This is a genomic window from Bradyrhizobium sp. UFLA05-125 (assembly GCF_059803515.1).
Window position 1 is genome coordinate 40,347 of record NZ_JBANBJ010000005.1, and the last position, 18,529, is coordinate 58,875.

Consider the following 18,529-nt stretch of genomic DNA (forward strand, 5'->3'; position numbering starts at 1 on the left):
TGGTCCTCGCTTACGCCGTATGCGCCTTGTAGGCGGCTTCATCCATGAGGCCGCCGAGCTCGCTTTTGTCGGCAATTTTGATCTTGAAGAACCAGGCCTTGCCTGCGGCGTCCGAATTGACCAGCGCCGGCTCGTCGACGACCGCCTGATTGACCTCGAGCACTTCGCCCGAGATCGGCGCATAGACGTCGGACGCGGCCTTCACGGACTCGACCACGGCCGCAGCCTCCGTCTTCTTCAGCGCGCGGCCAACCTTGGGCAGCTCGACGAACACGACATCGCCGAGCTGCTGCTGGGCGTAATCGGTGATCCCGACGGTTGCGACATCGCCGTCGATATCAAGCCATTCATGGTCGGAGGTGTACAGCGTCGTGGTCATTCTCTGTCCTCAGCGTTTGTAGGTGTTTTTCACGAATGGCATGGCGGCGACGGTGAGCGGCAGCCGCTGGCCGCGCACTTCGGCAAAGAGCTTTGTGCCGAGCGCGCTCTGTGCGGTCGGCGCATAGCCCATCGCCACCGGTGCATTCAGGCTCGGGCCAAAACTGCCGGAGGTGACGGTGCCGATCGCTTCGCTCGACGTCGCGTCCGCAAACAACAGCGCGCCCTCGCGCACCGGCGCGCGACCTTCGGCCCGCAGCCCGACGCGGCGGCGCGATGCGCCCTGATCGAAATGGGCGAGGATCTTTTGCGCTCCCGGAAAACCGCCGGCGCGGGCGCCACCGGTGCGGCGGCTCTTTTGCACCGACCACTCCAGCGCGGCCTCGACCGGCGTGGTCGCGGTGTCGATGTCGTGGCCGTAAAGGCAAAGCCCGGCTTCGAGCCGCAAGCTGTCACGGGCGCCGAGGCCGATCGGCAGCACGTCGGAATTTGCGAGCAGCGCCTTGGCGAGGCGTTCGGCATCGCCTGCGGGAACCGAGATCTCGAACCCGTCCTCGCCGGTATAGCCCGAGCGCGACACGAAGCAGTCGATGCCATCGACCTTGCGCGGGCCGGCGTCCATGAACTTCATGGACGGCGCCTCTGCACAAAGTTTCGCCAGCACGGCTTCGGCCTTCGGACCCTGAAGCGCGATCAGCGCGCGGTCGCTCAGCGACTCGATGATGCAGCCATCGGAGAGCCGCGCGCGCAGATGCGCCTCGTCCTCGGCCTTGCAGGCGGCGTTGACGACCAGGAACAGGTGGTCGCCGAAATTGGCGACCATCAAATCGTCGAGGATGCCGCCGTCCGGATTGGTGAACTGGGCATAGCGCTGCCGCCCCGGCGCGAGCGCCACGATGTCCTGCGGCACCAGCCGCTCCAGCGCGCGGGCCGCGTCCTCGACCTTGCCGGACTTCGGCCGGAGCGCGATCTGGCCCATATGGGATACGTCGAAAAGGCCGGCGGAGCTGCGGGTATGCAGGTGCTCTTTCAGGACGCCCGCAGGGTACTGCACGGGCATCTCATAGCCCGCGAACGGCACCATCTTGCCGCCAAGGGACACATGCAGGGCGTAAAGGGGGGTGCGTCTGAGGGAGTTTTGGTCGTCGCGCGCAAGCATCACAGGGGCCCTCGCGGTTCCCGGGGAGGATTCCCCGAAAAACCAGTCGAAGCCCCATCTGTCGCTGTGCCTGAGAGTATTATCCCGTCGGCGGGTGCCACCCGGGCATCAATGCCCGTCAGCGCCTCTTTCCAGATGCTGTCAAAGCCACGCGGTCCTTTTGCCTGAGAGTTTCCGGGGCGGTTGCTCCTTCGGCGCCGGCTACCTGAAGCCGGTCTCTCCCGACGTGGCCGTACGATACAGGTAGGTACAGAACACAGGCCGGCCAAGCCTGTCAACGCGCCTGCAACAGCTATCAACGAGGATTGCGCGCCTGCGGCAACCCTCTGATCTCTCTGCACAGTTTCTGGACAGGGCAGCTCACCTTGTCTAAAAGCGCTATCGCCCGCAGATATCAGCCTTAATTCAGGTTTGGGCGGGACCACACCCGATTGGATGAACATGAGCGGCGTCAACGAGATCAGGTCGACCTTTCTGAACTTCTTTGCCAAGAACGGCCACGAGATCGTGCCGTCCTCGCCATTGGTGCCGCGCAACGACCCGACGCTGATGTTCACCAATGCCGGCATGGTGCAGTTCAAGAACGTCTTCACGGGCGTCGAGAAGCGCCCCTATCAGCGCGCCACCACCTCGCAGAAATGCGTGCGTGCTGGCGGCAAGCACAACGACCTCGACAATGTCGGCTACACCGCACGCCATCTCACCTTCTTCGAGATGCTCGGCAACTTCTCCTTCGGCGACTACTTCAAGGAGCGCGCGATCGAGCTCGCCTGGAATCTGATCACCAAGGATTTCGGGCTGAAGAAGGACAAGCTGCTCGTCACCGTCTATCACACTGACGACGAAGCGGCTGGCCTCTGGAAGAAGATCGCGGGCTTCTCGGACGATCGCATCATCCGTATTCCGACCTCGGACAATTTCTGGGCGATGGGCGATACCGGCCCGTGTGGCCCGTGCTCGGAGATCTTCATCGATCGCGGCGAGCACATCTGGGGAGGACCTCCGGGCAGCCCGGAAGAGGATGGTGATCGCTTCCTCGAATTCTGGAATCTCGTGTTCATGCAGTTCGAGCAGGTGACGAAGGAGGAGCGCCAGCCGTTGCCGCGTCCCTCGATCGACACCGGCATGGGCCTGGAGCGCATGGCCTGCATCCTCCAGGGCGTCGACAGCGTGTTCGAGACCGATCTCTTCCGTCAGCTGATCGATGCGACCGCGTCCGCGCTCGGCAGCGGACCGAATGAGCAGACGGTGGCCTCGTTCCGGGTCATCGCCGATCATCTGCGCTCCTCGGCCTTCCTCGTCTCTGACGGCGTGCTGCCCTCGAACGAGGGCCGCGGCTACGTGCTGCGCCGGATCATGCGCCGCGCGATGCGCCATGCGCAGCTCCTGGGCGCGAAAGAGCCGCTGATGCATCGCCTCGTCTGGGCGCTGGTCCGCGAGATGGGCCAGGCCTATCCGGAACTGGTGCGCGCGGAAAAGCTGATCGAGGAAACGCTGCGGCTGGAAGAGACTCGCTTCCGCAAGACGCTGGCGCGCGGCCTTGCGATTCTCGACGAGAAGAGCGCGTCCTTGAAGAAGGGCGACATGTTCGACGGCGACGTCGCCTTCACGCTCTACGACACCTACGGTTTCCCGCTCGACCTCACGCAGGACGCGCTGAAGTCGCGCGGCATCAGTGTCGACCAGTCCGCCTTCACCGATGCGATGGAACGCCAGCGCGAGAAGGCGCGGGCGTCCTGGGCGGGCTCCGGCGAGGCCGCTTCTGAGGCGATCTGGTTTCCGCTGCGCGAAAAACTCGGTGCCACCGAATTCCTTGGCTATGAGACCGAGAGCGCCGAAGGCGTCGTCGCGGCGCTGGTCAAGGACGGCAAGGAAATCGATACTCTCAAGGCCGGCGAGACTGGTTCGATCGTGCTCAACCAGACGCCGTTCTATGCGGAGTCCGGCGGCCAGGTCGGCGACACCGGCGTCATGGTCGGCGAGGGCGGGATCAAATTCCGCGTTACCGACACGCAGAAAAAGCTTGGCGATCTCTTCGTGCATATCGGCACGGTGGAGCAGGGCACGCTGAAGGCCGGCACTGCGCTTCAGCTCGAGGTGGACCACGCGCGCCGCTCCTCGATCCGCGCGCATCACTCCGCGACGCATCTCCTTCACGAGGCGCTGCGCCAGGTGCTCGGCGACCACATTGCGCAGCGCGGCTCGCTGGTCGCGCCCGATCGCCTGCGCTTCGACTTCGTGCATCCGAAGCCGATCACACCGGAGGAGCTCGCCCGCGTCGAGGACATCGCCAATGACGTGGTGCTGGAGAATGACGAGGTCACGACCCGCGTCATGGGCGTGGATGAGGCTCGCGAAGCCGGTGCGCGTGCGCTGTTCGGCGAGAAATATGGCGACGAGGTCCGCGTCGTCTCGATGGGCAAGACCGCGCGCGAACACGGCGCCAACGCGCTCGGCTGGTCGGTCGAGCTCTGCGGCGGCACCCATGTCAAGCGCACCGGCGATATCGGCCTGATCACGCTGACGAGCGAGAGCGCGGTCGCCTCCGGCGTGCGCCGTATCGAGGCGCTCACGGGGCGTCATGCGCGCAAGCACGCCAACGACACCATGGCGCTGGCGAAGACCGCAGCCGCCGAGCTGCGCACCTCGCTCGAGGACGTTCCGGCGCGCATCACCGCACTGATGGACGAGCGCAAGAAGCTCGAGCGCGAATTGTCCGACGCCCGCAAGAAGCTCGCGATGGGCGGGGGCGCATCGTCCGGCAATGGCGCTGCCGCAGGCGTGCGCGAGGTCGGCGACGTTAAGCTGATGGCGCGTGCGGTCGAAGGCATCGAGATGAAGGATCTCAAGAGCCTTGCCGACGACGGCAAGAAGCAGATCGGCTCCGGCGTGGTCGCGATCGTCGGCGTCACCGAGGACGGCAAGGCGGGCGTCGTGGTCGGCGTCACCGCCGACCTGACTTCGCGCTTCAATGCCGTCAATCTGGTTCGCGTCGCCTCCGAAGCGCTCGGTGGCAAGGGTGGCGGCGGCCGGCCTGACATGGCGCAGGCTGGCGGGCCCGACGGCGCCAATGCAGCGGCGGCGCTCTCGGCGATCGAAAAAGCCATGGTCGGCGCGTAGACACCGTGCGCCTCGTTCCGCGAGGACGTGGGCTGCGCGATCCCAATTTGAGGGATCGCCTCTATGAGCTTCTGGAGCACGATCCGCTGGCCTATTCCGCCGGGTCGCGCTTCATCCAGGTGATCATTGCCGTCATCGTGCTCGACGTCGTGGCAATGACGCTTGCCTCGGTGCCGGATCTGGATGCGCAATTCGACCCGCTGTTCTCGGCGGTCGCCATCTTCTCAGTGATGGTGTTCGCGCTGGAATACGCGGCGCGGCTATGGACGGTCGCGGGCCATACGCAGGGCAAGGGGTCGGCGCTTGCCGACCGGTTGTCCTACGTCTTCTCTGCGCTCGGCATCATCGATCTCATGGCGTTCCTGCCCGCAGCGATCGTGCTGGCCACCGGCCGGCACGCGACGCTGGCTGCGCTCGGCGTGCTGCCGTTCTTCAAGCTGATCCGCTATTCGCCGGCGATGCGCTCGCTGTTTGCAGCCGTCCATGCCGAACGGCGCGCCTTGATCGGATGCATTGTCATCCTGATCGGCGTGGTGCTCACCTTCGCCTCACTCCTCTACGCCATCGAGCGCGAGGTTCAGCCGGAGAAGCTCGGCACCATCCCGCAGGCGATGTGGTGGGCGATCGTGACGCTCGGCACGGTCGGCTATGGCGACGTCGTGCCGGTGACGCCACTCGGCAAGTTCGTCTCGGTGTTCGCCATCATCAGCGGCTTTGCCATGATCGCGTTGCCGGTCGCGATCATCTCGAGCGCCTTTGCCGAAGAGGTGAAGCGGCGCGATTTCGTCGTCACCTGGGGCATGCTCGCGCGCGTGCCGTTGTTCTCGCCCCTTTCGGCATCAGAGATCGCGGACATCATGCGGCTCCTGCGGGCCCGCACCATCGAGCAGGGCGAGATCCTGGTTCGCCGCGGCGATGTCGCCTCGTCGATGTATTTCATCACCGCAGGCGAGGTCGAGATTTCACTCCCGAGCCAGCGCGTGCGGCTTGCCGACGGCACTTTCTTCGGCGAGATCGCACTGCTGCACAAAACCAAACGCAGCGGCACGGTGACCGCCACGCGCAAGACCCGCCTTCTGGTGCTCGACGCCCAACATTTTCATGCCCTGATCGAACGTATGCCGACGCTCGCCGCGCATGTGCACAAGACGGCCAAGGCGCGGCTCGAAGAGACGGGCGACCTCGCGGCGACTGAGATCGCGCAGGCGGAGCAGGAGCACACCGACCGCTGAGCGATCAGCCCTTGCGCAGGAAGACGTAATCGGCCGAGTAGGGCGCGCTCTTGAACTCGCCGGCCTTCTCGCATGCGCCGTCGAGCTTGCCGCCATGGGTGTTGATGCGCTGGACGGTGGTGACGGGCGTGAGAACGCCGCTGCCGCGGCGCGAGGCAACGTCCAGCTTCAGCCAGGGGATATCGCCTGCGGTTGCGCCTGGCGCGTTGCCGATGGCCTTGCCGACCACGGCACTGCCGTCGGCGTGCTCCCAGTTGGGGCCTGCATAGTGGCGGCCGATTGTCTTGCCGTCGGAAAGCAGAGTCGCGATCGGCTCGCGGAAGGCCCAGGCGAGCTTGCCGTCGGTCCCAGCCTTGCACTCATAAACCTGCGCGCCCTCGGCGTGGACGTTGAGCACGACGGTCTCACCGGGGGCGGCGATCGCCTCGGGGAGCTCCGCGGCTGCGGCCGGTCCGATCAGGGCCGAGAGCAGCAAAGTGGGGACGGCGAGCTTGGTGGACATGGTCGGTCTCCGGGCAATGGGCGTCAAAATGAAGGGCCGCGCTGAGCGCGGCCCAGGATGCTGTCGAATGTCACTCAGGCGAAAATGCGGACAGCGCCTAGGCCGCAAGCGCCTTCGCGAGGTTCTCGGCGACCTTGTCGAGGAAGCCGGTGGTGGAGAGCCAGCGCTGGTCGGCGCCGACGAGGAGCGCGAGGTCCTTGGTCATGTAGCCGTCTTCGACGGTGTCGACGCAAACCTTCTCCAGAGTGGCCGCAAACTTCGCCAGCTCCGGGTTGTTGTCAAGCTTGGCGCGGTGGGCGAGGCCACGGGTCCAGGCGAAGATCGATGCGATCGAGTTGGTCGAGGTCTCCTTGCCCTTCTGGTGCTCGCGGTAGTGGCGGGTCACCGTGCCGTGGGCGGCTTCGGCTTCGACCGTCTTGCCGTCGGGCGTGAGCAGGACCGAGGTCATCAGGCCGAGCGAGCCGTAGCCCTGCGCCACCGTGTCGGACTGCACGTCGCCGTCGTAGTTCTTACAGGCCCAGACGTAGCCGCCGGACCACTTCAGCGCCGAAGCTACCATGTCGTCGATCAGGCGGTGCTCGTAGGTCAGGCCCTTGGCGTCGAATTCCTTCTTGAACTCGCGGTCGAAGACGTCCTGGAAGATGTCCTTGAAGCGGCCGTCATAGACCTTCAGAATCGTGTTCTTGGTCGAGAGATAGACCGGGTAGTTGCGCATCAGCCCGTAGTTGAACGAGGCGCGGGCGAAGTCGATGATGGAGTCGTCGAGATTGTACATCTCCATGGCGACGCCGGCGCCGGGGGCCTTGAAGACCTCCTTTTCGATCACGGTGCCGTCCTCGCCGACGAACTTCAGCGACAACGTGCCCTTGCCCGGGAACTTGATGTCGGTGGCGCGGTACTGGTCGCCATAGGCATGGCGGCCGATGATGATCGGCTTGGTCCAGCCGGGAACGAGACGCGGCACGTTCTTGCAGATGATCGGCTCGCGGAAGATCACGCCGCCGAGGATGTTGCGGATCGTGCCGTTCGGCGACTTCCACATCTGCTTGAGGTTGAACTCCTTCACCCGGGCCTCGTCCGGGGTGATGGTGGCGCACTTCACGCCGACGCCGACCTTCTTGATCGCCTCGGCGGCGTCGATCGTCACCTGATCGTTGGTCTGATCGCGGTGCTCCATCCCCAGGTCGAAATAGAGCAGCTGGACATCGAGGAACGGGTTGATCAGCTTGTCCTTGATGTACTGCCAGATGATCCGGGTCATCTCGTCGCCATCGAGTTCGACGACGGGGTTGGACACCTTGATTTTTGCCATGATCGGGGAAGCCTCTTGGGAACGGCGCCAGGCGGCGCCAACGGGAATATCCGCCGCCTCATAGCACCGGGAAGCGGCGGGCGAAAGCCAAGGGATTATGCACTTTTAGCCCATCCAGCATCCTTAAGATGGGGAGCCGCAGCGGCGCTGCGGTCCGGGATGGCGCTGAAGTTTCGGGCGAGATTCAATAGTCGAATCTAACCCTGTTATTTCGCTTGAGAATTCCGTCAGGACAGGCAAACGAGGCGCAATCGGCGGAGCCGGCCGGTGGCCGGCTTGAATCAATTCCTAAGGCAGCCTCTCCAAGGCCTTGAGAACCAGCGTGAAAGCAAAACGAGATGTCGGGGACTGACAAGAGCAAGGCGGGCCTCGCCCTCGACGGTCCCATCGTGATCCTGGTCGAGCCGCAGCTCGGCGAGAACATCGGCATGGCGGCCCGCGCCATGGGCAACTTCGCCCTGAGCCGTTTACGCATCGTCAAGCCGCGCGACGGCTGGCCCAACATCGCCGCCCAGCGCGCCGCGGCCGGCGCCGACCATATCCTGGAGCGGGTCGAGCTGTTCGATACCGTCGAACAGGCTGTCTCCGACCTCGACCTGCTGTTCGCCACCTCCGCCCGGGCCCATGACCAGGCGAAGCCAGTGGTCGGCCCTGAAGCGGCGACGACCGAGATCGCCGGCCATCTCGCCACCGGCGGAAAGGCCGGCATTCTCTTTGGCCGCGAGCGCTGGGGGCTGACCAACGAGGAGGTCGCGCTCGCCAACCGGGTGGTCACCTTCCCGGTCAATCCGGGCTTCGCCTCGCTGAATCTCGCGCAGGCGGTGCTGCTGGTCGGCTACGAATGGTTCAAGCGGGCGACGGAGGGCGCCTTGCCGCACGGCATGCCGGAGCGCTCGGAGCGCGCCTCGCAGCACCAGATCCAGGCCTTCTTCGATAACCTCGTGCGCGAGCTCGACCGCGTCGAATTCCTGCGCCCGGCCGAGAAGCGCGACACCATGCTGGTCAATTTGCGCAACATCTTCACCCGCATGGAGCCGACCAAGCAGGACATGCACACCCTGCACGGCGTGGTGATGGCGATCGCTGAAGGGCGCAAGGGCCCGGCCAAGGGCGGCGTGCTCGACGGCGAGCAGGCGACGCGGCTGCGCGCGCTGCTCGCCGAGCACGGCCAGGGCGCGGCGCCCGACAGCGGCAGCACCGTGCGCGGGCTCGCGCGCCTGCTTCGTCGCAACCCGACCGACGCCGAACGCCTGCTCTGGCAGGCCCTGACCCGCGATCGTCGCTTCGCCGGCCAGTTCAAGCGCCAGACGCCGGTCGGCCGTCACATCCCGGACTTCGTTTCCTTCGTGCACCGGCTTGCGATCGAGCTGGTCAATCCGGGCGAGGGCGAGACCATCGCGGCGGACCGAGCGGCAAGGCGGGCGTGGCTCGAGGCGAGGGACTATCGGGTGATCGAGATCAAGGCGGTGGATGTGGAGCGGGATTTGGAAGCGGAGCTGGTGCGACTGCAAGATATGATGGCGCAGCCGACATAGCTTTGGGCGCGCCGCGGTTTGCGAGCGCCGCAACCAAGGGCTGTGCAGGAGTGTCGTTGGTTGCTAATATGGTCCCTGGGAATTGAGTTGGGGACTGCATGTTTGGAATGACAGGCCGCGCACTCGTCTGTGCGGCAGGAGGCGCAAGCGCTTTGGCGCTGACGACCTTGCTCGAAATATCGACCGCCCGCGCGGAAATGCCCTTGACCGCCAAGTGCAACGCGGTCGGAAATTTCAGTGTCGATGACCGGATCGCGGGATGCACGGCTGTTATCGAGTCGGCGACGGCGATGCAGCAAGGTGTTGTCATGGCGCATCTCCGCCGCGCCATGTTCTATCGCCAGAAAGGTGAGGTCGACCGTGCGATCGCCGACTACGACCAGATCATCGAACACTATCCGAACAATCTGAACGCCCGACTCTATCGGGCTTCTGCGCATATCCAGAAGCAAGAGCCCGAGGCCGCGCTGTCTGACTACGACAAGGTGATCGAGCTCGATCCCAAGAGTACCTATGCATATCTTGGACGAGCCCAAGTCCACTTGGCGAGACGCGACTTCGTCCGCGCTATCGCCGACTATGATCAGGCCCTTCTGATCCATCCGGACAATGTCAAAGCGCATGTCGACAGGGGCCTCGCTTACATCCGCAATGGAGACCCGGGTCGTGCCATGGCCGACTGTGACCGAGCGGTCGAGATCAGCCCGCAAACCGGCGGTGGCCAGTTGTGCCGCGGCCGGGTTTACTTCGCCAAGGGTGACAAAGAGCGCGCATTGGCCGAACTCGATCAAACCATCCAGATCAAGCCAAGGAACGAGAATTTTTACTACTTCCGCGCCGAATCCTTTCTTCAGCTGGGCGAGTTCGACCGCGCTATGGCCGACTATGACCGGATCATCGAGCTGAACCCACGAAGCCGATCTGTCTACGTCTGTCGCGGTGTCGCCTATGCTCGAAAGGGCGACTATGACCGCGCCATTGCCGATTACACCCAGGCGATGCAGCTGGCACATCAGGATGAAGGATCCCCCGATCGGAAGACTCAGATTCAAGGTCAAGACGGTGACCCAGCTTCTGCGTCCGTCGATGGTGAGTCCGTTGTATCTGCCTCAGATGGCCCTGCGCTCCGCGCTCGGGGAGCAGCCTACTACGCAAAAGGGGACCTTGACCGCGCTATCGCAGACTATCATGAGGCGATCCGCCTCAATCCCAAAGATAAGGATGCAATATCGCTTCGCGGCAACGCGTACAAAACCAAGGGGGACTTCGGCCGCGCGATCGCGGACTACGATCAACTCCTGCAACTCGATACCAAGAATGCGCGCGCCTACTTTCATCGTGCGAGGGTTTATTGGCAGAGTGCTTCATTCGCCAAATCGTTGACCGACCTGGATCAGGCGATCCAGCTTGATCCAAAAGGCGCCTATCCGGTCGTGTGGCGCGAAATCGTCGCAAAGCGCAGCGACCAACCGAGCCGGCTCAGCGAAGATGTAAAGCAACTGGATGCGACCAAATGGCCCGCGCCGATCGTCAACCTCTTTCTTGGCACGATGACGCCGCAGCAAGTGCGCGGCGCTGCCGACGATGCCGACCCCAGGAAGAAAAAGGAGCAGGTCTGCGAGGCGAATTTTTATGCCGCCGAGTTCGCCTTGCAGCGCGGCTCAAAGGAAGAGGCGCGGCCATTGTTTGAGCTAGCGGCGGCTGATTGTCCGAAGACCTTCATCGAAAGTCAGGCCGCCACTGTCGAACTGAAGGGCCTGAGCGCGAATCCCTGACAGCCGATTGGCACGTTTCGTGCTCGTCCATACGGCACGAAACGAGGTTGCCGCTATCCTATCCGCCGCAAGGGAAGCGATAGCGCGACACAACGGCCTGCAAGGGAGTCCCCAACATGAAACGTTCCGACCTCACCGAAAAACTGCTCGACATCAAGCGCGAGAAGGGCTGGAGCTGGAAATACATCTGCGACAAGATCGGCGGCTATTCCGAGGTGCTGATCGTTGGCGCGATCATGGGCCAGATGAAGCTGACCAAGCCGCAGGCCGCCAATGCCGGCGAGCTGTTCGGCCTGTCTAAGGCGGAGACTGCGATGCTCAACGAGGTGCCGATGCGCGGCACGGGCTCGCCGATGCCGCCGACTGATCCCCTGATCTACCGCTTCTACGAGATGGTGATGGTCAACGGTCCGGCCTGGAAGGCCCTGATCGAGGAGGAGTTCGGCGACGGCATCATGTCGGCGATCGACTTCGATATGGCGATCGAGCGCGTCGCCAACCCCAAGGGTGACCGCGTCCAGGTCACCATGAGCGGCAAATTCCTGCCGTACAAATATTATGGCGCCAGCGGCAACGTGCCGGAGTACGGTTTCAAGGAGGAGTGACCGCGGCGAAGGCGTCGCGGAGCTCCTTGATCGGCGCCATCTCGCGAACATAGGTGAAGGACCCTGTCTCCTTCATCTCGCGCGCGCTGCGCAGGAAGGCTGCGAGCGCAAATCGCGACATGGCGCCGCCGACGCTGATGCGCTTGACGCCCGCCTCGGACAATTGCGCGAGCGTCAGCGTCGGGTCAGCAAAGCCCATCACCAGGTTGAAGGGCTTTGTCACCGACGAGACGATCGTCTTGATCGTCGCGAGGTCGTAGACGCCGGGTGCATAGAGCACATCGGCGCCTGCGGCCTCGAACGCCCTAAGGCGCTTGATCGTGTCGTCGAGATCGTTGCGGCCCTTCAGCAGGTTCTCGGCGCGCGCCGTCAGCGTGAACGGGAAGGGCAGCGCGCGCGCCGCCTCGACGGCGGCCTGCACACGCTCGACCGCGAGCGAGAAATCATAGATCGGCCGCGCCCGATCGCCCGTTGAATCCTCGATCGAGCCGCCGACTGCGCCGGCCTCGGCCGCGCGCCGGATGGCCTCGGCCGCGCCTTTCGGCTCATGCGCGCCGCAGTTCTCGAGATCGACGCTCACCGGCAGGTCGGTCGCCGCCGCAATCGCGCGGCAATTGTCGAGGATGGCATCCAGGCTGACGGTCGCGCTGCCGAGCATGTTGGCGAGGCCGTGGCTGGTGGTGGCGAGTGCCTCGAAGCCCATGGCTGCAAGCAGTTTTGCGGTGCCGGCGTCCCAGGGATTGGGAATGATGAAGGCGCCTGGCCGCTCGTGCAGGGCTCGAAACGTTTGTGCCTTCTCCAATTGGTTCGCCATGGCTTGCTTCCCGTGTGCTGGTGTCTGTTCGGACACCAGCGATAGGAGCATTTCCTCCATTCGCCAAATTTGTTATTTCTCTCCACATCATCAGCTTTTTGCATGAGGTGTCCGCGATGGACCGCGATGCCCTCGGTACGTTCCTGACCGTTCACCGCAGGGGAGGCATCTCGAATGCGGCCAAGGTGCTGCATCGCTCGCAGCCGGCGATCTCGCGCCGCATTGCGCTCTTGGAGCAGGAGCTCGGCGTGCCCCTGTTCGAGCGGGTCGCGGGCCGTACGCTGCTGAGCGATGCCGGGCGCGTACTGGTCCCCTATGCCGAGCGTGCCGTCGCGGCCGCGCAGGATGCCGAGCAGGCGATACGCGCTCTGACGAAGCAGAATTCGGGACCAGTCTCGCTCGCCGTGACCGGCACGCTCGCCGACAGCCGCCTCTCGGAGATCATGAAAGGATTTGCGAAAGCGAATTCGGACGTCACGCTCGCGCTTCGCACCGCCACCAGCGCCGAGGTCAGCGACCTCATCCGCCGCGGCGAGGCGACGATCGGGCTGCGCTACAATGTCGACCGGTCGGCTGACCTCGCTTGCGAGCCGGTCCTGACTGAAAGGCTACAGGTCGTTTGCGCGCCGGATCATCCGCTCGCCGGCAGGCACGTCGGTCGTCTCGCCGAGCTTCGCGAGCAACGCTGGATCGCGTTTCCCGAGATACCCGGGCGCCGCGAGATCGCGGCTTCACACGTCTTTGCGTTGTTTCTCACGCAAGGATTGGGCGAGGTGGAGTGGACGCCGGTCGATAGCCTCACCGCGCAGAAGCGCCTCGTCGAGTCGGGCTTCGGCCTTGCGCTGCTCGCGCAAAGCCATGTGGCCGAGGAGATGGCCTCGGGCACCATGTCGACCATTGCTGTCGGCGATCTGTCGGCAAGTCACGATGTGACCGTCGTCACCCGGCGAGACGGATTTTTGAGCATGGCTGCGCGGCGGTTGCTGGAGGCGATTCGGCGTGACTACAGCGCTGTCGGCGCTGTCGTGGCCGGGCGTCCGCGGAAAGGTCGCGCGGCGCGCAAAACACGTGCGCGCCGGCGTGCCGCCTAGAAGGCGTTCGCTTATTTCCCCGTCTTCACCTCGGCCGCCGCCACCGCGATCAGTTCGTTCATCTTGGTGCGAATCGCCTGCTCGGTGACGGCCACGCCTTTGGCTGAGAAATCGCCCAAAACCTTGCGCAGGACGTCACCATCGCCGGCTTCCTCGAAATCAGCTGCGACCACCTCCTTGGCATAAGTCGTGGCCGCATCCCCCGCGAGACCGAGCTGTTCGGCGGCCCAGAGGCCGAGCAGGCGATTGCGGCGGGCCTCGGCCTTGAATTTCTGCTCCTCGTCGAGGGCGAATTTCTTCTCGAAGCCTTCCTCGCGCTTGTCGAAAGTGGTCATGCTTTTCCGTTCCAATTCCCTTGCTGAATCCGGCGGTGGCGCTGCGTTGCGGTGACCCCGGCCGATGCCTAGATAAGGGGCATGAATCGGCAGACCAATGAGCCGTTAAGTCGCAGGCAAGACGGTATAAGTTGATGCCGGAAGGGCTGGATCGATTGTGCTGGGGCAGCCAATCGGATAGGTTGCCTAAGGTTTGGTTCCTGTTCTGTTTCTATGGGTTCCAGGCCGTTCACGGCAGCTCCGCTGTGGGTCCTAATCCTTGTCAACCGGAGCACACCAAATTCATGGATTTTAACAAAACACGGTACATCCCCATGAGCCGTCGGCGTCGCATTTATGAAGGCAAGGCAAAGGTTCTTTACGAAGGTCCCGAGCCGGGCACCTTGATCCAGCACTTCAAAGACGACGCCACCGCGTTCAATGCGAAGAAGCACCAGGTGATCGAGGGCAAGGGTGTCCTCAACAACCGGATCTCGGAGTACCTGTTTCAGCACCTCAACGACATCGGGGTGCCGACCCATTTCATCCGTCGCCTCAACATGCGCGAGCAGTTGATCCGCGAGGTCGAGATCGTGCCGCTCGAGGTGGTGGTGCGGAACGTCGCCGCGGGCTCCCTGTCGCAGCGGCTCGGCATCGAGGAGGGCACGCAGCTGCCGCGCTCGATCATCGAATTCTACTACAAGAACGACCAGCTCAACGATCCCATGGTGTCGGAAGAGCACATCACCGCTTTCGGCTGGGCGACGCCGCAGGAGATCGACGACATCATGGCGCTCGCCATCCGCGTCAACGATTTCCTCACCGGTCTCTTCCTCGGCATCGGAATCCGCCTCGTCGACTTCAAGATGGAATGCGGCCGCCTGTTCGAGAACGAGATGATGCGCATCATCGTCGCCGACGAGATCTCACCGGACTCCTGCCGTCTCTGGGACATCAAGTCGAACGAGAAGCTCGACAAGGACCGCTTCCGGCGCGACCTCGGCGGCCTGCTCGAGGCATATACCGAAGTTGCAAAGCGACTCGGCATCCTCATGGAGAACGAGCGTCCGGCGGGCTCGGGCCCGGTGCTGGTGAAGAGCTGAGAGGGATTATCGACGTGAAGGCACGTGTCACCGTTACCCTGAAGACGGGCATTCTGGATCCGCAGGGCAAGGCCATCGAAGGCGCGCTGAAATCGCTCGGCGTCGACGGTATCGCCAGCGTCCGACAGGGCAAGGTGTTCGACATCGAGCTCGCCGGCGCGGACAAGGCCAAGGCGGAGGCCGCGCTGAAGGAGGCCGCCGACAAGCTGCTCGCCAACACGGTGATCGAGAACTATCGCGTCGAGATCGTCTAGCGTTCACAGCCACCCGACGCGGCGGAAGCGCCAGTAGAGCGCGAGACACGCCACCACCATCAGGCCCAGTACGGCAAAATAGCCGTACTCCCAGTCCAGCTCCGGCATGTGCTTGAAATTCATGCCGTAGATTCCTGCGACCGCCGTCGGAACGGCGATGATGGCAAGCCACGAGGCGAGTCGCTTGGAGACCAACGTTTCCTGCGCCTGGCCAACCAAGAGGCTCGCCTCGAACGCGAATGCCAGTACTTCGCGCATGGAATCGATGCGTTCCTGGATGTTGCGGACGTGATCGGTGACGTCGCGAAACAGGGGCTGCATGGTCGGACGCACCATCGACAGCTCATCGTGCTCCAGCCGGCGGCAAACTTCCACCAACGGCCCGATTGCGTTCCGGAGCCGCAGCAGGTCACGACGCAGCATGTAGAGCCGTTCGATCTGCGGCTTGGTGATCACGTTGGAAAGTACGTGGTCCTCGATCTCCTCGACCTCCTCGTGAATGCTTTCGAGCACGGGGGAGTAGTTGTCGACGATGAAATCGAGGATGGCATAGAGGATGTAGTCCTCACCGCGGGCCAGCGCCCGCGGACAGCTTTCGCAGCGCGCGCGCACCGCCGTGTAGGACGTCGAGGCGCCGTGACGGACGGTGACGAGATAGCCGTCGCCGACGAAGATGTGCGTCTCGCCGAAAGCGATGCGGCCGTCGATGAGTTGCGCCGTGCGCGCGACGATGAACAGGGCCTCGCCATATTGCTCGATCTTCGGCCGCTGATGGGCGTTGTTGGCGTCCTCGATCGCAAACTCGTGCAGATCGAATTGCTTCTGCACGGCGCTGAGCATCGCCATGTCCGGCTCATGCAGCCCGATCCAGACGACATGGCCGGGCTTTGCCCGCCAGCTCGAGGCTTCGCTGATTGCGATGTTGGCGACGCGCCGGCCATCGACATAGGCACCGGCCGCAACGACGCCCTCGGTGGTGACCGGTTCGGCTGGGGATGTGGGCGAGGACGGGACGTTCATGGCTTCAATCCCAAGCAAAATCGTTCGGCCAAAGAGCTGGCTATGGCCTGTGCACAAAGCGGCCAAGTGAGGCTAGCACTGGTAAAATCCGCGTCAAATGGTTATGTCTCCTCACGATTTGGCCGCCGGCCAGCCCGATTCCATTCCTCGCTTCGGAACTCAAAGCCATGAAAGCCGCCATCCTCGTCTTTCCCGGAATCAACCGCGAGCGCGACATGGCGCGTGCGCTGAAGCTGATCTCGGGACGCGAGCCGGCGATGGTCTGGCACGCCGAGAACTCGCTGCCGGCAGGAACCGATCTGGTCGTGGTGCCCGGTGGTTTCTCTTATGGCGATTATTTGCGCTGTGGCGCCATCGCGGCGCGCGCGCCGGTGATGGATGCGGTGCGCGATTATGCGGCCGATGGCGGCCTCGTGCTCGGCGTCTGCAACGGTTTCCAGATCCTCTGCGAGTCCGGTCTCTTGCCGGGCGTGCTGATGCGCAATGCGCGGCTGAAGTTCATCTGTCACGACGTGCATCTGCGCGTCGAGCGCTCCGATACGCCGTTCACCCGCGGCTACAATGCCGGCCAGGTGATCCGCGTGCCGGTCGCCCATGGCGAGGGCAACTACGAGGCGGATGAAGAGACTATCAAGCGGCTCGAAGGCGAGGGCCGGGTGCTCTATCGCTATTGCTCGGCCGAGGGCGTGGTCGACGAAGCCCACAACATCAACGGCGCGGCCCATTCCATCGCCGGGATCGTCAACGACAAGGGCAACGTGCTCGGCATGATGCCGCATCCGGAAAATCACGTCGAAGACATCATGGGCTGCACCGACGGACGCGGCCTGTTCGCCGGCCTCGTCGCGCATCTCGACCGCGCGGCGTGAACCTCATCACCCGACATCGCGACTGACGAAGGGTTGTTCGATCGCGCGCGAAGTCCCGCGCGTTTGGAACAACTCTGGATTGTTTCACTGCATCGACATGCTATCAAGGGTGTCGGCGCCATTGATACGTACGTCGGATTTCGCATGCCCGTTGCCCTGATCGTCCTGCTGCTCGAGATCACGCTCATTTGGCACGCAGCACGCACCGGGCGGCTGCGGCCCTGGGCGTTCATCATCCTGATGGTGCCGCTGGTCGGGTCGCTGGCCTACATCGTTGTCGAACTCATTCCCGAATGGTTCTCGAGCCCGCAGGCGCGACAGGCCCGCCAGCGCTTCGCCAACCGGCTCGACCCGGAGAAGCGCTATCGCGAATTGCAGGATCGCCTCGCCGCGACCGATTCCATCGTCAATCGCGCCGCGCTCGCCGAGGAATGCGTGAAGATCGCGCGATTCGGCGAGGCCGAGCGGCACTACGATCACATCCTGAAGCTGCCGATGGGGCACGACCCCGCCTATGCGCTCGGCAAGGCTCAGGCAGAATTTTCAGGCAATCGTCCGGCCGATGCGCTGGCGACGCTCGACGATCTCCAGAAGCAGTGGCCGGAATTCGATTCGGCCGAAGCGCATCTTCTGTATGCCCGCGCTCTTGCCGAGGTCGGACGCCTCGACGAGGCGCTCGAGGAATATCACGCCGTGTCGGCCTATTTCCCCGGTGCCGAGGCGCGGGTGCGCTACGGCATGCTGCTGCAAATGGTCGGCCGCACCGCGGAAGCGCGGGTGATCTTCAACGAGCTCCTGATCCAGATGCGGCGCGCACCAAAATATCTGCGCAATGCGCAGGCCGAGTGGCTCTCGATCGCCGAGAAGCAGCTTTCGACCTGAGCGGCCGGCGCTGGCTCGCCGTCCATCGCGCGTGGTGCGGCTCCCGGGTCAGGCACCGGTCGGCGATGGCGCCTTCCGCTTCACCCGCTTGATCGTGCCGGAGAAGGTGAACAGCCTGCGCTCGCCGGCCATCATCTCGCCGCGCAGGAAGATCAGCGAGCCGCCGGCGCGGGTGACCTCACCGATGCATTCGATCAGCTCCCCCTCGTGCCCGGCATCGAGGAATTCGCAGCCAAAATTGACGGTCACGCCGCGGCCGTCCAGCGCGTGGCGGCCGATCGCGAACAGGCAGTAATCGGCGAACGCCATGAAGCAACCGCCATGGACGTTCTGGGAGCCGTTGAGGTGCTTCTTCTCGACCCGGAAGGCGCAGCGCACGCGGCCGTCCTCCTCGAAGCGGTGCCAGAAGGGACCGATATGGTTCTCAAAACTATCGCGAATCCAGGTCTGCCAGCCCTTGAATTCCCCCTCGGTCGCGACATGCAGGTCGGGGCGGCGGTCGGGCATCGTTTTGGTCAGCTCGTGCAAGGAATGGGGCCTTCAAATGAGGGGTTTTTGCCCTTA

Annotated in this window: 18 protein-coding genes and 1 riboswitch; of the genes, 10 read left to right on the forward strand and 8 right to left on the reverse strand. The window is 63.9% G+C overall.

The window, feature by feature from the left end; genetic code table 11:
* Nucleotides 1–10: 10 nt before the first annotated feature.
* Together gcvH and gcvT are read right to left on the reverse strand one after the other, a co-directional pair.
* Complete coding sequence (gene gcvH / locus SO156_RS07835; RefSeq protein WP_284273791.1) at nt 11–379, reverse strand: glycine cleavage system protein GcvH; 369 nt, start codon at nt 377–379, stop codon at nt 11–13.
* Nucleotides 380–388: 9 nt separating this feature from the next.
* Nucleotides 389–1,537: a glycine cleavage system aminomethyltransferase GcvT gene (gcvT, locus tag SO156_RS07840; protein WP_458147120.1), complete on the reverse strand. Its 1,149-nt coding sequence runs from the start codon at nt 1,535–1,537 to the stop codon at nt 389–391.
* 143 nt (nt 1,538–1,680) lie between these two features.
* A riboswitch (glycine riboswitch) is annotated at nt 1,681–1,771 on the reverse strand.
* A 207-nt stretch (nt 1,772–1,978) separates the two neighbouring features.
* Here gcvT and alaS point away from each other — a divergent pair.
* Together alaS and SO156_RS07850 are read left to right on the forward strand one after the other, a co-directional pair.
* Nucleotides 1,979–4,657, forward strand: a complete 2,679-nt coding sequence (gene alaS / locus SO156_RS07845) for an alanine--tRNA ligase (RefSeq protein WP_458147121.1) — start codon at nt 1,979–1,981, stop codon at nt 4,655–4,657.
* Nucleotides 4,658–4,662: 5 nt separating this feature from the next.
* The gene (locus SO156_RS07850; RefSeq protein WP_498534400.1) at nt 4,663–5,889 is read left to right on the forward strand and encodes a cyclic nucleotide-gated ion channel; all 1,227 of its coding nucleotides are present in this window, start codon (nt 4,663–4,665) and stop codon (nt 5,887–5,889) included.
* Nucleotides 5,890–5,893: 4 nt separating this feature from the next.
* On the opposite strand, the gene SO156_RS07855 is transcribed toward SO156_RS07850, so the two are convergent.
* Both SO156_RS07855 and SO156_RS07860 read right to left on the reverse strand, forming a co-directional pair.
* Nucleotides 5,894–6,391: a DUF3455 domain-containing protein gene (locus tag SO156_RS07855; RefSeq protein ID WP_498534401.1), complete on the reverse strand. Its 498-nt coding sequence runs from the start codon at nt 6,389–6,391 to the stop codon at nt 5,894–5,896.
* A gap of 97 nt (nt 6,392–6,488) precedes the next feature.
* Nucleotides 6,489–7,703, reverse strand: a complete 1,215-nt coding sequence (locus SO156_RS07860) for an NADP-dependent isocitrate dehydrogenase (RefSeq protein WP_498534402.1) — start codon at nt 7,701–7,703, stop codon at nt 6,489–6,491.
* A gap of 338 nt (nt 7,704–8,041) precedes the next feature.
* Here SO156_RS07860 and SO156_RS07865 point away from each other — a divergent pair, with 338 nt between their 5' ends.
* From SO156_RS07865 to cynS, 3 genes are all read left to right on the forward strand, one after another.
* Complete coding sequence (locus tag SO156_RS07865; protein WP_498534403.1) at nt 8,042–9,238, forward strand: TrmJ/YjtD family RNA methyltransferase; 1,197 nt, start codon at nt 8,042–8,044, stop codon at nt 9,236–9,238.
* 152 nt (nt 9,239–9,390) lie between these two features.
* Nucleotides 9,391–11,013: a tetratricopeptide repeat protein gene (locus SO156_RS07870; RefSeq protein ID WP_498534404.1), complete on the forward strand. Its 1,623-nt coding sequence runs from the start codon at nt 9,391–9,393 to the stop codon at nt 11,011–11,013.
* A 116-nt stretch (nt 11,014–11,129) separates the two neighbouring features.
* Nucleotides 11,130–11,618 (forward strand): cyanase, encoded by a 489-nt coding sequence (cynS, locus tag SO156_RS07875; protein ID WP_498534405.1) that lies wholly within the window; start codon nt 11,130–11,132, stop codon nt 11,616–11,618.
* On the opposite strand, the gene SO156_RS07880 is transcribed toward cynS, so the two are convergent.
* Complete coding sequence (locus SO156_RS07880) at nt 11,605–12,432, reverse strand: isocitrate lyase/PEP mutase family protein (RefSeq protein ID WP_498534406.1); 828 nt, start codon at nt 12,430–12,432, stop codon at nt 11,605–11,607. The genes cynS and SO156_RS07880 overlap by 14 nt on opposite strands.
* Nucleotides 12,433–12,548: 116 nt before the next feature.
* Here SO156_RS07880 and SO156_RS07885 point away from each other — a divergent pair, with 116 nt between their 5' ends.
* A complete protein-coding gene (locus SO156_RS07885; protein ID WP_498534407.1) occupies nt 12,549–13,523 on the forward strand; it encodes a LysR family transcriptional regulator in 975 nt (324 codons plus the stop codon).
* A gap of 11 nt (nt 13,524–13,534) precedes the next feature.
* Here the strand turns inward: SO156_RS07885 and SO156_RS07890 are convergent, their stop codons facing one another.
* Nucleotides 13,535–13,858, reverse strand: coding sequence for a DUF1476 domain-containing protein (locus SO156_RS07890; RefSeq protein WP_458147130.1), 324 nt, complete (start codon nt 13,856–13,858; stop codon nt 13,535–13,537).
* A 314-nt stretch (nt 13,859–14,172) separates the two neighbouring features.
* Here SO156_RS07890 and purC point away from each other — a divergent pair, with 314 nt between their 5' ends.
* Nucleotides 14,173–14,940, forward strand: a complete 768-nt coding sequence (gene purC / locus SO156_RS07895; protein ID WP_008974302.1) for a phosphoribosylaminoimidazolesuccinocarboxamide synthase — start codon at nt 14,173–14,175, stop codon at nt 14,938–14,940.
* A 14-nt stretch (nt 14,941–14,954) separates the two neighbouring features.
* Nucleotides 14,955–15,194, forward strand: a complete 240-nt coding sequence (purS, locus tag SO156_RS07900) for a phosphoribosylformylglycinamidine synthase subunit PurS (RefSeq protein WP_247280678.1) — start codon at nt 14,955–14,957, stop codon at nt 15,192–15,194.
* Nucleotides 15,195–15,197: 3 nt separating this feature from the next.
* Here the strand turns inward: purS and corA are convergent, their stop codons facing one another.
* Nucleotides 15,198–16,214 (reverse strand): magnesium/cobalt transporter CorA, encoded by a 1,017-nt coding sequence (corA, locus tag SO156_RS07905; protein WP_498534408.1) that lies wholly within the window; start codon nt 16,212–16,214, stop codon nt 15,198–15,200.
* Nucleotides 16,215–16,381: 167 nt separating this feature from the next.
* Here corA and purQ point away from each other — a divergent pair, with 167 nt between their 5' ends.
* Both purQ and SO156_RS07915 read left to right on the forward strand, forming a co-directional pair.
* A complete protein-coding gene (gene purQ, locus SO156_RS07910; protein ID WP_498534409.1) occupies nt 16,382–17,083 on the forward strand; it encodes a phosphoribosylformylglycinamidine synthase subunit PurQ in 702 nt (233 codons plus the stop codon).
* Between the two features lie 144 nt (nt 17,084–17,227).
* Nucleotides 17,228–17,965, forward strand: a complete 738-nt coding sequence (locus SO156_RS07915; protein WP_498534410.1) for a tetratricopeptide repeat protein — start codon at nt 17,228–17,230, stop codon at nt 17,963–17,965.
* Between the two features lie 48 nt (nt 17,966–18,013).
* Here the strand turns inward: SO156_RS07915 and SO156_RS07920 are convergent, their stop codons facing one another.
* Nucleotides 18,014–18,493, reverse strand: coding sequence for a PaaI family thioesterase (locus SO156_RS07920; protein WP_498534411.1), 480 nt, complete (start codon nt 18,491–18,493; stop codon nt 18,014–18,016).
* Nucleotides 18,494–18,529: the final 36 nt, after the last annotated feature.